The sequence below is a fragment of the Granulicella sp. dw_53 genome, assembly GCF_018449545.1.
GTDB lineage: Bacteria > Acidobacteriota > Terriglobia > Terriglobales > Acidobacteriaceae > Edaphobacter.
Genome location: NZ_JAAVUR010000003.1, coordinates 356,712 through 369,667, shown reverse-complemented (window position 1 = coordinate 369,667; position 12,956 = coordinate 356,712). Strand labels below are relative to the sequence as shown.

13 protein-coding genes are annotated in these 12,956 nt (G+C 59.6%); 4 read left to right on the top strand and 9 right to left on the bottom strand.

Annotated features, from left to right (window positions below; translation table 11 throughout):
- Positions 1–2: 2 nt before the first annotated feature.
- From HB393_RS06740 to HB393_RS06725, 4 genes are all read right to left on the bottom strand, one after another.
- Positions 3–1,160, bottom strand: a complete 1,158-nt coding sequence (locus HB393_RS06740) for an AAA family ATPase (RefSeq protein WP_255550862.1) — start codon at positions 1,158–1,160, stop codon at positions 3–5.
- Between the two features lie 42 nt (positions 1,161–1,202).
- Positions 1,203–1,625: an energy transducer TonB gene (locus tag HB393_RS06735; RefSeq protein ID WP_213804386.1), complete on the bottom strand. Its 423-nt coding sequence runs from the start codon at positions 1,623–1,625 to the stop codon at positions 1,203–1,205.
- Between the two features lie 266 nt (positions 1,626–1,891).
- Entirely contained in the window at positions 1,892–2,323 is a 432-nt protein-coding gene (locus tag HB393_RS06730; RefSeq protein ID WP_213804385.1) for an energy transducer TonB, read from the bottom strand.
- A 549-nt stretch (positions 2,324–2,872) separates the two neighbouring features.
- The gene (locus HB393_RS06725) at positions 2,873–4,849 is read right to left on the bottom strand and encodes a M1 family metallopeptidase (RefSeq protein ID WP_213804384.1); all 1,977 of its coding nucleotides are present in this window, start codon (positions 4,847–4,849) and stop codon (positions 2,873–2,875) included.
- A 201-nt stretch (positions 4,850–5,050) separates the two neighbouring features.
- On the opposite strand from HB393_RS06725, the gene HB393_RS06720 reads away from it, so the two are divergent.
- A complete protein-coding gene (locus HB393_RS06720) occupies positions 5,051–5,335 on the top strand; it encodes a hypothetical protein (protein ID WP_213804383.1) in 285 nt (94 codons plus the stop codon).
- 63 nt (positions 5,336–5,398) lie between these two features.
- Here the strand turns inward: HB393_RS06720 and HB393_RS06715 are convergent, their stop codons facing one another.
- The 3 genes from HB393_RS06715 to HB393_RS06705 all read right to left on the bottom strand — a co-directional run bounded on the left by HB393_RS06715 (position 5,399) and on the right by HB393_RS06705 (position 7,685).
- Positions 5,399–6,328 carry a bestrophin family ion channel gene (locus HB393_RS06715; protein ID WP_213804382.1) on the bottom strand — a complete coding sequence of 310 codons (930 nt, stop codon included), beginning with the start codon at positions 6,326–6,328 and terminating at the stop codon, positions 5,399–5,401.
- On the bottom strand, positions 6,325–6,975 hold the full coding sequence (locus tag HB393_RS06710; RefSeq protein WP_213804381.1) for a carbonic anhydrase: 651 nt from the start codon (positions 6,973–6,975) through the stop codon (positions 6,325–6,327). The genes HB393_RS06715 and HB393_RS06710 overlap by 4 nt, the downstream gene beginning before the upstream one ends.
- A 68-nt stretch (positions 6,976–7,043) precedes the next feature.
- Positions 7,044–7,685 (bottom strand): thioredoxin family protein, encoded by a 642-nt coding sequence (locus HB393_RS06705; RefSeq protein ID WP_213804380.1) that lies wholly within the window; start codon positions 7,683–7,685, stop codon positions 7,044–7,046.
- A 75-nt stretch (positions 7,686–7,760) separates the two neighbouring features.
- Here HB393_RS06705 and HB393_RS06700 point away from each other — a divergent pair, with 75 nt between their 5' ends.
- Positions 7,761–8,048, top strand: coding sequence for a Dabb family protein (locus HB393_RS06700; RefSeq protein ID WP_213804379.1), 288 nt, complete (start codon positions 7,761–7,763; stop codon positions 8,046–8,048).
- Between the two features lie 73 nt (positions 8,049–8,121).
- The gene (locus HB393_RS06695) at positions 8,122–8,628 is read left to right on the top strand and encodes an HNH endonuclease signature motif containing protein (protein ID WP_213804378.1); all 507 of its coding nucleotides are present in this window, start codon (positions 8,122–8,124) and stop codon (positions 8,626–8,628) included.
- Positions 8,629–8,742: 114 nt separating this feature from the next.
- On the opposite strand, the gene HB393_RS06690 is transcribed toward HB393_RS06695, so the two are convergent.
- Together HB393_RS06690 and HB393_RS06685 are read right to left on the bottom strand one after the other, a co-directional pair.
- Entirely contained in the window at positions 8,743–9,375 is a 633-nt protein-coding gene (locus tag HB393_RS06690; protein WP_213804377.1) for a PEP-CTERM sorting domain-containing protein, read from the bottom strand.
- 63 nt (positions 9,376–9,438) lie between these two features.
- Positions 9,439–11,319 carry a S8 family serine peptidase gene (locus HB393_RS06685; protein WP_213804376.1) on the bottom strand — a complete coding sequence of 627 codons (1,881 nt, stop codon included), beginning with the start codon at positions 11,317–11,319 and terminating at the stop codon, positions 9,439–9,441.
- 316 nt (positions 11,320–11,635) lie between these two features.
- Here HB393_RS06685 and HB393_RS06680 point away from each other — a divergent pair, with 316 nt between their 5' ends.
- Entirely contained in the window at positions 11,636–12,916 is a 1,281-nt protein-coding gene (locus HB393_RS06680; protein ID WP_213804375.1) for an arsenic transporter, read from the top strand.
- Positions 12,917–12,956 lie beyond the last annotated feature (40 nt).

Here is a 12,956-nt window from a genome sequence, read left to right as displayed (position 1 = left end):
AGCTAGCGGGACGGCCAATGCCACAGCGGAGTATTGAAGAGATCGGCTCCCGCGAGGGTCGTCTCTCCAAAGGACTTCTCGAGATGGAGTCGTTTGCAGCTTGCGGCTCCACTGAGATCTTCGATGAGCGACTGCGCATGCGAGACGACGATGATCTGACTTCGCTCGGACGCCGCCTGGATCAGCCGCCCAAGGGCCGGAATCAGATCCGGATGAAGGCTCGTCTCCGGCTCGTTCAACACCATCAGCTCCGGTGGCCGCGGAGTGAGCAAGGCCGCGGTCCACAGTAAAAACCGCAGCGTTCCGTCCGACAGCTCTGCCGCGGAGAGTCCTCGCAGCAGACCGTGCTGCCGCAGCTTCACCTCGAAGCGGCCAGCCTGCACCTCGATCTGGATTCGGCTGCCTGGGAAGGCATCGTTGACCGTCCGCGCCAGAGCCTCCTTATCGCCGATCTCTAAGATCGTCTGAAGTGCCGCAGGCAGATCCGTTCCATCGTTGCTTAGTACGGGAGTGAAGGTCCCAATCTGCGGGGTCCGAACTGGAGATGCTATGTCCGCACGAAAGCCGTCGTAGAAACGCCATCTCCGGATGGACTCCCTGACTGCGAGCATCTCTGGAGCGCGTTGCGGATCGGCGATGCTCGCAAGCATGCTATCCGCTGCGCTCAGATTCTGGGTCAGGGTCACATCTTCCCGGGTGCGCTTTCCAGGCAGATGAACAAAGTTGTTGTGCCGGTCAACCAGGGTGGAGGCCTTCCGGTAGAGCCCTCCGTGCCAGATGCACTCTCGTTTGATCGCTGGATCGAGGCTGAAGGCGGTCGCCCAGGCTGGAGGAGGATAGCCAAGCTCGATGCTGTATCCGTAGACATCGGATGCGATGCCGAGCTTCAGACTCGCGGGTCTGCCGGATGCTGTTCCTTCCACATCGTGGTCTCCTTGGCGGACGGAGCGTGCGATGGTCTCGGGACCTGCCCATAACGCAGAAGGCAGACCGCCTTCACGGGCGAGCGAGGCCACAACGGAGTTGAGCGCCGCATCGCCGAGTAGCCGGAGAGCCTTGTACAGGCTGGACTTTCCGCTGCCATTTGCTCCTGTAACAAGACTGATGCGGCCGAGTGGAAGAACAAGATCGCGAAGAGAGCGGTAACCAGAGATTGCCAACGTTTCAATCATGGACTAAAGGATTAACCACTGAAACGCGATTTACTTCCCTTGATAAAAATCCACCATAACTGTCGTCTGTACCGAGACCGCTTTACCGTTCAGTAAATATGGATTGTACGTCCACTTCTGCACCGACTCCCGCGCCGCATCCCGCAACAGCACAGGTCCAGAGATCGCAGCCACCCTTGTAACCTTGCCTTCACGATTGACCACGACGGACAGAACGACCGTTCCGCTCACACGCGCCTGCCTGGCCTGTTCCGGATAGGGAGGGTCTGCCTTGAAGGTATTCAACCCCGCCATCACCGCCGCCGAGACCCGCACCGAGTTCGCATCACTCTCCGTGGTGGTCGCCGGAGCATCGTCGTGCCTCAGCACCGACCCGTTCCCACCCTCCTGCGCCACCGCAGACCCAGCTATCATCAGCCCCACCATGACTACTAGAACGCTAGGCATCTTCATCGAGTGTCTTCCATTCTTGGTTCCAGACTACGTTGATGCCCCGACTGATCTTCATTGTTGGGATCTGAACATTCTATAGAGCTTTCGAATCCAGTGTTCGCCGTCTCCCGATCCGGGAACGAAGGCAAAGGGCGCGATCGCCGCGGTCCTCCCAGAAAAAGAGAGTCTGGCAGAGGACGGTTGTCAGCTGGAAACCCCAACCCATGCGTCGTGTCTAATCGGTTGCGGCGGCGAAGCCGCACGATCTGCGGTTATCCTCTTCTTCCTTACCTTCCGAATAGAATTTCCAGAACAATCGTGGTCCGCACATAGACTGGTTCCCCATTGAGCAGATAAGGCTTAAAAGTCCACTGCCGCACCGCCTTAAGTATTCCGTCCCGCGTCGCCTCCCGACCAGAGATCACCTCCAGCTTCACAATCTTCCCCGCCTTATCAATGGTGGCGGCCATTATCGTCGTACCGCCACCGCTCAACTGAGTGCCCTCGGGAAACGGGGGGAACGTTGGGTTCACCTGATGCAAAACAGATCCCGACATCGCTCCGCTTGAAACCCGCACCGGATTGCTCTCACTTCCGACCGGCCCTTTGCTGGCCTCCTGCATCGCGTCTTTGCCGCCGGTCGTCTGCCCCACAGCCCCAAGACGCCCTACCCACACCAATCCCGCCAACACCGAAAACAAAACGGCTCGAACTCGCATCGGAACTCCTCCTCCCCGAAGCCACATAAATCACTCTGAACAAAGAGTTACAGAATCTTTACCCAAATATTCCCGCAAAACATCGTGTCAAGCCCAAAATTGAGGTAACTCTTCCTAAATCAGCAAGATCCGTGTGGCACTTTAGTTATGGTCCAATCGCTAAAATAGAAGTAGAAGCTTAAACAAGACAGAATCATAAGCTCCCGAAGCCGGTCAGTGCGGGCACAACCAAGGATCCTTGCCATCATCGATAGAGCCGAGCTAAAAACTGGCCCCTAACTCATTTGATACTTAGGTGTAAGCCAGTGAGGCAATAACGGCACACAAAGTCAAAAGCTAACCCTCCCAAAGTGACTAATTTACCCCCCAATGGCGGGGGGGAGGGGGGCCATATAGATCCTGATATGCAATGAAAGCACTCCTAGAGAAGAAAAAGGCTGGCAGCCAATAGCCACCAGCCTCTCAAGCCTGGGAGCTCTTATCAGCCTTTATCCCAAGGATCACCGTTACGCCTTCCTCCGGCTCTCCGCGAGATTCCGCGGTCGCCGGCTACTTGGAGTTGTTGCTACGGTCGTCGTCCGGAAGCATGTGATCCGGATCGACTACCACCGAGCCGACAGCCTTGCCGCCCGGAGCCGTCCACATCCACGTTCCCTTGGACAGCCAGGCCTCGACGGGAATCTTTACCCGCAGCTTGGTGCCGTCCTTTAGGACGATCTCCACCGGAGTAGGCAGCACCAACTGGCCGAGGTTGCTGACCGTCACCGTCGCTCCGTCGATCTTGTCGACCGCAACATCGTACTTCCAGTTGTTCAGGTACCAGCCGCGCCAGAACCAGCTCAGGTCTTCGCCGCCCTCGCTCTCCATCGCGCGGAAGAAGTCCGACGGAGCGGGATGCTTGTATGACCAGTCCTTGATGTACTTGCGGAAGGCCCAGTCGAACCGCTCCGGCCCCAGGATCTGCTCGCGCAGCAGCACCATCCCGTACGCGCCCTTGAAGTAGCTCACCGGATGGCCCAACTGGCCCGGATAAGCGTCCGCCGGCATCATCACTACCGGAGCCGCGGGATTGTCCAGCACCTTCAGGATCGTGTCCGGTGGCTCGCCGCCGGCCGAGTACTCGCTGTCGCGCTTCGGTCCATACTTGCCACCCGCGTAAGTTGCCGACTCGTCGATATCGATGAAGGTGTTGAAGCCCTCATCCATAAAGGCGCTGCGCCGCTCGTTCGATCCGACGATCATGGGGAACCAGTCGTGGCCGATCTCGTGCGCCGTCACCCAGAACAGGAACGACCCGTTGTCCTTGATGCCGTCGAAGACCACGCCCGGATACTCCATCCCGGTGGAGAAGCCCGCGACGCTGACCGCAACCGGCCACTGGTACGGGAACCACTGCTTGGAGAAGTGCTCGATCGAGTCCTTGACGTACTCGGTCGACTTATCCCACGCGTCCGGACCGACGCTCTCCGGAGGATAGACGCTCATGGCCAGCGACTTCTTTCCGTCCGGCAGATTGATCTTCGCAGCGTCCCAGACGAAGACCGGGCTCGCGGTCCAGACCACATCGCGGGTGTGGTCCATGTGGAAGTGCCACGTCAACGTCCCGCCCTGCTTGGGCCGGCTGGCCGGATCGTTGATCTCCGAAGGCCTGCGGATGTAGACCGTAGCGTCGCTGTTCTTCGCCTGCTCCAGACGATCGATCTCAGTCCTGGTCAGCACATCCTTCGGGTTCATCAACTCGCCCGAACCAGCGATGATCATCTCCGAAGGCGCTGTCACGTAGTAGTCGAAGTGACCGTACTCCAGGTAGAACTCCGCGCCGATGTAGGGCAGCGTGTCCCAGCCGCGCAGATCGTCATAGACGCACATCCGCGGATACCACTGCGCCATGTCGTATATCTCGCCCTTCTCGCTCATGCCCCACGACGTGCGCCCGCCCCAGACGCCGGGAATGGCGTAGTGGTACTTGATGTGAATCTTCACCTGCCCCTTCGAGGCCAGAGGAGTCGCGAGCCGAATCTGCATCCGTGTATCACTCACCACATAGTCGGCCTTGGCTGAGGTCTTGCCGGACTCAATCTCCACCGACTCCAGCACGAAGCCCTCCGTCGAAGGAACCTCGGCATTCGGATCGCCTCCGCGCCGTCCGCGTCCGCCGCCACCCACGTTTCGCGAGCGCGAGTCCTTCCTGTAGATGTTCTGCTCCATCAGCACCCACAGGCTGGGCAGCACATCCGGACTGTTGTTGGTATAGGTAATAACTTCGGTCGTGCTCAACTGCTTGGCCGATGTGTCCAGCGCGGCGTGCAGTTCGTAACTCGCCTCGTTCTGCCAGTAAAGCGGCCCGGGAGAACCATCGCTCGACCGGTAGGAGTTCACCCCTGTCGGCAGCGTCAGCGGAGCGAAGGTCTCACGCGGGTCGAAGACCGCCTTCGCGGCTGGAGCCTGCGCCACTCCGGACGCAACCAGCAGAGCCGAGCCAAGGAAGCCGAACAAGGGAAAGCGTGAACAGCGGAAAATCTGCATGAAACAGGTCTCTCTTTCTTACGCCACTGAATGTTGGGGAACTGTTCCAACTATAACCGTCCACTCCTGGGTCATAAAAATTCCCGTTTCCGTCCACCGGATCAATAATTCACATCTGGATGGAGGATTTGCTTCGCGCACCTCGTTCCAGATGGCATCCCACCCCTTGAAGGCGGTCCAACCGCCCCAAGGAGATTCCCTATGACCGACTACCGCGTACAGCCTGGCGATGCCCAGGAAGATCAAGTCACCGCCGCCATCGAGAGCTACACCTCCAAGGTTCCTTCCAGCATCTACCTCGGCGCGGCCATTGCCTCCATCGCCGCTTCGGTAACCTTCAAGATCGCCAAGAGAGACCACGCAGCGTTGTTCGTCGGCCAGTGGGTCGCTCCCTTCCTGATCCTCGGCCTCTACAACAAGATCGTGAAGCAGCATGGTTCCGACGCAACCACCGTCAACCCAACTCTCGCCTCGCAACACGAGTAGCCTAAGACGGAGCGGACATAAGAGAGCCCCGGCCGAGACCGGGGCTCTCTCATTGCAAAGCTCCTACCAGAGCACTCCGGCTACCGGCTTCTCCGGCTCGGGCAGCTCCGTCTCACCCAGCATCTGCCGCAGATTCGTCTCGATGGTCTTCGAGATCGCGGTCATGGGAATGTCGTAGATCGTGTTGTCGAAGGGATCTTCGAGATCGCGTCCGATCTTATCGAGCGCCAGGAACATGAACCCTACCAGCGTCGATCCCAACGGCGTAAACCAACCCATGCTCGTCACCAAGGCCAACGGCAGCAGCACGCAGTAGATCTGCACGAAGAACTGCGGGAAGTAATCGTACTGCTTCGGCATCGGAGTGTTCTTGATCCGCTCCGCGCCGCCCTGCGCGTCGACCAGATCGTTCAGGCTCTCATCCATTGCCCGCCACTGCATGGGATCCATCCATCCGCGCTCCAGGCAGTCGTCGAGCATCCTGCCCATGCGCTGCTGCAGGGCCAGCGGGAGGTTCTTCTGCTCGCTCAACCCCTTCATCTCATCGACGGAGCATCCGGCGGACTCCAGCAGCGGCTTCAGCTCCCACCACGGCTCCAGCCCGCGCAGATGCTGGCGCAGAGCGTGCACGAACGCGATCTGGTGATACACCATGCACCGCTGCACCTCCTTCAGCTCCGCTGCCTCTGCGGCTCCGTTGGCGCGCATGCCCGTCGTCACCTGCCGTCCCAGGCTGCGTGAGTTGTTGACCACCGTTCCCCACAGCGTTCGCGCCTCCCACCAGCGCGAGTACGCCGAGTTGTTGCGAAAGCCGAGGATGATGCCGATCGCCGACCCGTATAACGCCAGCGGAATATTCGGCAGCGCCACCCACTCCAGGTGGAAGCCGTTATACGCCACCACCACTGCCAGGTCGAAGCCTGCCAGCAGCAGCAGAGGAAGACCCACATACTGCAGCATTCGCCTCAGTTGAGGAGTCTTCGGAACGATCACGCCTTCGCTCCTTCAAGCTCCACCGGCACGAAGACCTTGCCGCCCTCTTTGCAGATGCTCACCTGACCACTGGCGATGTCGTAGATCCATCCAGAGATAGTCAGCTCCTCCCGCGCCATAGCCCCGGCGACGGAGGGATGTGTCCGGAGATGCTGCATCTGCAGCAGCACATTCTGCTCCGTCACCCGTTCCCTCAACTCGCTGGGACGCTCATCCTTTCGCGCCAGCGCCTTCGCGACGCTCAGAGCTGTATGCGCGTTCTTCAACCAGTTCTCCACTGTGGGCATGGCCGCCACGCCCTCCGGATCAAGCAGCCCCTTCATGGCGCCGCAGTCGGAGTGCCCGCACACCACGATATGATTCACTCTTAGCGCCGACACCGCGTACTCCACCACCGCGCTCACGCCTCCTAGCATCTCGCCATACGCCGGAACCAGGTTGCCGATGTTTCGTGTCACAAACAGCTCGCCTGGACCACTCTGCGTAATGGTCTCCACATCGATTCGCGAGTCCGCGCATGCGATGATCAGCGCCTTCGGCTGCTGCGGTGTGCTTGCTGCCTTGATGTAGGTCTCGGACTGCGCCGGATATACCTCTGTCCGGAAGCGCCTAATCCCAGACTTCAACTTCTCCAAAGTCTCCAACATAATGCCTTCTTTCCGGTTCACATCGTAGATGGTTCCTGAACCTGTAGATGCTTTCGTTTCCTGAACCTTCAGCTCTTCCACTTGATATTGCAGCCAAGGCTCGATCGCTGATTGGTATCGGGCCGGCGGCCTGCGATCACGTCGTCCATGGCCTCGCGCAGATCCCTGCCCGTTACGGGGATATCGTTCCCGCCGCCGCTGGGACGCTTCGGACGGCTGTCATCCAACTGGCCGCGGTAGACCAGCTTCATCTCCGCGTCGAAGAGGAAGAGGTCCGGGGTGCAGGCTGCGTCATAGGATCGCGCCACCTCCTGCGTCTCGTCGAACAGGTAAGGGAAGCGGAATCCCAGCCTCTCCGCCTGCTTCTTCATATCCTCCGGGCCGTCCTGCGGATAGGCCACCACGTCGTTCGAGCTGATCGCGGCGATCGCGATCCTGCCCTCGTAGTCCACGCCGATCCGCGCCAGCTCCTGCTCCACATGCTTGACGTACGGGCAATGGACGCAGATAAACATCACCAGCAGCCCATGCCGGCCGGTCTTCGAGGCTCCGCCGCCGGGCATCTTGTTGGCAGCATCGGAGCGGTCGTCGTCCCAGCTCAGCGCGAAGACGTCGTCGCATCCCATCGCCTTACCCGATACCACATCGACCAGCTCAAACGCCGGCGCCACCGTGCCCAACTCCACCATCGCCGACTGCGTCTTCGACATTTTGTCCAGCCTCCCGAATCTGTATGAACTTATGCAGCCCTCCCCATTCTAAGGCCCCGTGTTTACACTATCCCCATGTTCATCCATACATTTGCGTTTCGCTGGAAAACTACCGTTACCGAGGAACAAAGGCTCCGCATGATTGGCGACATACGTGCACTGGAGAGCCAGATTCCCGGAGTTTTGGAGACCGTCGTCGGCTTCAACACCTCTCCCCGCGCCCAGGGGTACGAGTTTGGTGGTGTCATGAAGTTTCCCGACCGCGCGACCTTCGAGGCGTACAACGAGCACCCCGTCCACCAGCAGCTTCTTAGCTGGCTTCTACCGCTCATTGACCCCATCGAGGTAGACTTCGAGGTCTGAACTGCCCCACACGACGGGAACATCTCTCGCGACTCCCGCGAACTCCGCAATATCCATAAAATCGTATCGAGCGATGCATCCAACCCGCACTCTTCCCGGCGGCCGCACCCAGGCGCACGAACTGCCCAGAGGGCCGAACGGCCTCGCCCTCTGCCGCTGGTGTGACCTTGAGATCCTCGCCCGCCGACGCCGAACCTTCTGTTCCGATTACTGCGTTCACCAGTGGCGTCTTCGCACCGATCCAGGCTACCTTCGCGACCAGGTCTTCGCCCGCGACCGCGGCATCTGCGCATTGTGCGAAGCCGATACCGTGGCTATCTACAACGCCTTGAAGCGCGCCCGAGGCAATGCGCGCATCGCTGGCCTCTCCCTCTATGGAATGAAGACCATCACCAGCCGTCGCTCGTTATGGGACGCAGACCATATCCGGCCCGTCGCTGAAGGAGGAGGCCAGTGCGATCTCGATAACCTCCGGACCCTCTGCCTCCCCTGTCATCGTGAGGTCACTGCGCAGCTTCGGCTCCGCCTCAAACTGCCTGCGGGCTCAACGTTGGTGGCTCAACCCCCTCCAGTGCGGTAGCTGACAACGCTTCGAATCGGTACTTCGTCTTCGCAAAACAAACTGCCCCAGCCCGAGAACTTTCGTTCGCAGAGCCGAGGCAGTCGATGGAGTCCAACCTCAGAGGACGAGCGTCTAGGTCTTCGACATTCTCCTTCGTACAGCACCGGCCATTCCGACCAGACCGCTGCCCAGCAGGACAAAGGTGGCGGGTTCAGGAACGGAAGTAGGGGCCGGATCGTCGAAATCCGTATTGGCAAACGCCTCGACTGTAATGGTGAACGGATCGGCGGACCCTGTCGTTCCCCCAGCGGTTGTGTTAAGCACCAGAACCAGGGTTCCGTTTGCCGGAACCACGATCTGGAACGACACTGTGTCGACTCCGAAGAAATTGCCGCTCTGACCCTCATCACCCAGATAATTCAGGGATTTGTTGGTCGGATCGTAGCTGTTCAGATAAGCAGAGATAAAGGTGTTGGCAGAGGTGCTGTCCATGTCGATCTGGATGTAAGAAGCAGACAAGAGATCGGTTGAGGTGTAGCTATAGGTTGAGTAGTAGTAGGTTGTGCTGGTGTTGATCTCTCCCGGGAAGGTCTTGGAACTGGACCAGTCCGATATGATTCCGTCACGGCTCAAGCGTCCTGTCTGCGACGTGCCCGTGCCGATGGTGCCCGAGAAAGAATCGATCACTTCGGCAGAGGCGTTAGCCGTAAACTCGAGTGCTGCCACGATGCAGACTGCAGATAAAAATAGATTGCGTAATTTCATAATGCTCTCCTGAGAAACGCAGATTGGGTTGTTGTTCCGCTTTCGATGGCTTTAGCGAAGGGACTACGGAAGCGCCAAAGCCGCTTGCACTGCGGGTAGAGCCATCACGATGCCATAGCCCGAATCCCGATCGACTCCCGCCGCCATGTTGTCGACTGTCGTACTGGTCAGGATCGCTTTGATCTGCGCATTCGTCAGGCTGGGTCTGGCCCCCTTCACCAGTGCTGCTACACCTGCCGCATGAGGAGCCGCTGCTGAGGTTCCGAAGAAGGGAAGGAAGCCCGGTGTTGCAGTATAGCCTCCATCAGCAGCCGTGATGTCTGGCTTCTGCAGCGTCGTCCCGCCATTGGTCGAGAAGAGCAAATTCCCGGGAGTAATCTGCGAGCCATCGGGGTTGTAGAAGATCTTGCGCGGCCCGTCCGAGCTGAACGTCTCGATCGGATTGGCTGCGCCGGTAAAGGCCTTGGTGCCGGTCTTCGCGCTGTTCCAGTAGGTAGCAGCGGTAGAGATCGTATTCAGGCCTGCGTTGTGGCCGTAGGTCGATCCCGTTGTCGCGATGGAGAGCGTACCGCGGTTCGTATCGACCCGCAGGGCACGCGCACTTCCCGAGAACAACACCACCACCAGACGATCTCCTGCAGCGCCGCAGTAGCCGGACGCCGATGCCGTACCGCAGTTCGACCCGCCCATGATCTCGTAGGGATCTTGCGTTCCCGTCTGAGATGCGGCGGAGAAGCCCTTCAACGTCGTTCCGGCCGAGTTCAGCGCGAACAGGTCGTAGTCGTTGCCGGATGCACCCAATGGATCGGACCACTTCAGGCTGATCGCCGACGAAGCAGCCGTCAGGATGTCGTAGTTCTGGGGGCTTCCCGCAGTTCCGAAGTTGTGAACGTTTCCTGTCTCTCCGGCGGATGCAAGCGGACCGGTAACGGCCCCGCCATTCCGGAAGTCGCCCTCCCATGTGCCCGAGGTGCCCGAGGTAAGGTTGCCGGAGTTTGCCGCCGCCGAGAAGTACAACGCGCCATCCGCGACGACTGCATTCACCGCCCGCGCAACAGGTCCGTCCTGGAACGCGCCTTCATCGAAGTACGACACATCGTCCACAATGATGTCGCAGTGGTAGGTAAACCGCAGCGTCTGGATATTCGCAGCGAAGCTAGCCTCCGAGTTGAACGCCGAAGCAAACACCAGGTTCGCTCCCGGTGCGATGTCGTGCACGATCTCCATCATCGCCGTGCCTTCATCTTCTCCGGAGCCTGCCTGCCCTGGCACCACCTGCACGGTGCCAGGAAGATCGCCACTCGCAACCAACGCCGCAACCCGCGCTGGAGAGGCGCTGTCGGAGAGCACACCCACCGTCACGCCCGCACCTGTGTAGCCCAATGCGACTGCCTTGTTCGCTGTATGCGACACGTAGCCCTGCGACGTCACCGAGCCTACGTTCGTCCTTGCCTGGGCAGCTTCCTGGATCGACATCACATCCGGATTCGCCGCCAGTTCCAGGAGCTGCGAAGCCTGCACATGAGCATGCAGATGCCTCTGTGCATAGGCGCTCTGCGGGACATCGCCTCCACCGGCTCTTACTACGTCAGTCATCACAGCGCTCGACATCAACGCAGGGGAGAGGTTTCCATGAATCTCCACCTGCAGTCTGCCTGCGGAGTCCGTCAGACGCGCCGTATCCAGAAAGCGTGCGAGATTGCCGAGGGGAATATGCCGGGCACTGCGCGAGGCAAGCACGAGGTTGGAGGACATCTTCTGCTCTGCCGGGCTAAAGGTCTTCTTGAAGGCCAGGACCTCGGCGATCTGCTTGCTGGCAGACTCGCTGATCTGTCCTTGTGAGGGCGTGCAGACCAAGGCCGCGAAAGCAATGAGCGCGAAAGCCTTTAATCCGCCGGATAAACTACGTAGAAATGTTGTGGATTTTGGGAACTCAGATGGCATCTTCATCTCCTGGTTTGCCTTCGACGAACCGAAGCAGCATTGAAATTCAATAGGCCTATCTGGCATTTGTGCTTGCGTGCGCACATTGATCGCCAGCCAACGATTCCGATTGCGGCAGTAACCCTGAGAGAAAAGCGAGATTACACCAACTCGCCGTGCAGAGTATTGCGTGGCGAAATGGAAAATCATTCACCTTGCCAAGCCCTTGGTACTCTTCCTTACACAAGCCGCGTTACTCTGGGAGAACCACATCGAGCCTGGGAGACAAAAGCAGCTCGTTCTCTTATCCCGCAGCGAAATGAGAGAGTAGTAACAGATGTCCGGCCCACAACTTACCCACGTTCTTCTGTTATTCATCGTCGCGCTCAGCATTCTGCTGATGCTGCTTCGGCCTCGCGGCATCCCCGAGGTCTATTGGATCGGGGCAGGCGCTCTGCTGCTCCTCGCTCTCCGTCTGGTGCCGTTGCGCCTCGCCGGCCGTGCCGTAATGGAAGGATCCGATGTCTACCTCTTCCTCATCGGCATGATGCTTCTCTCCGAGCTGGCCCGCGAGCACGGAGTCTTCGACTGGCTCTCCTCCCTCGCCGTCCGCAGCGCCAACGGATCGTGTGTCCGCCTGTTCACCCTGGTCTATGCCATCGGAACCCTCGTCACCATCTTCATGTCCAACGACGCCACCGCCGTCGTCCTCACGCCCGCGATCCTCACTGCCGTCCGCAAGGCAAAGGTAGAGCCGCTCCCTTACCTCTTCGTCTGCGCGCTCATCGCCAACGCTGCATCGTTCGTCCTGCCTATCTCGAACCCCGCGAACCTTGTTGTCTTCCACACCGGCATGCCGCCTCTGGGAGAGTGGCTCTTCGCCTTCGGCATTCCTTCCGTGCTCTCGATCGCGACCACCTACCTCGTCATGCGCGTCATCTTCCGCCAGCAACTCCGCGCGACTATCGACCACGAAGTCCCATCCCATCCCCTCGGCACGAACGGCAAACTCGTCCTCGGCGGCCTCGCCCTTATGATCGCGGTTCTGCTCACCGCATCATCGCTGGACAAAGACCTCGGCCTCCCCACCTGCCTCGCCGCGCTGGCGATCACCGCGGTGGTCTCGATCAAGGCTCGCAGCAATCCCACCCAGCTCGCCCGCGAGATCAGTTGGGGAACCCTCATCCTCGTCGCCGGTCTCTTCATCATGGTCGATGCCGTCGAAAGCATCGGAGCGCTCCAACTCACCCAACGCTGGCTGCACTGGGCGCAATCCCTCACACCCGCCGCCGGAGCCCTCATCACCGGCTTCACCGTCGGCATCGCCAACAACCTCGTCAACAATCTTCCTCTCGGCCTCATCGCAGGCGGAACGCTGCAAGCCGCACACATCCACGGCCTCCTCGCCAACGCCGTCCTTATCGGCGTAGACCTCGGCCCCAACCTCTCCATCACCGGCTCGCTCGCAACCATCCTCTGGCTGCTCGCCCTGCGCAAGGAAAAGCTGGACGTAAGCTTCTCCGCGTTCCTCAAAGTAGGCATCGTCGCCATGCCCTCCGCACTGCTCTTGTCTCTAGGCGGAGCCATCCTCATGCAGCTTCTGTTTCACCGCTTGTAATCCGCCACGAGCGTGTAATACTGCAACCTCCACTTACATT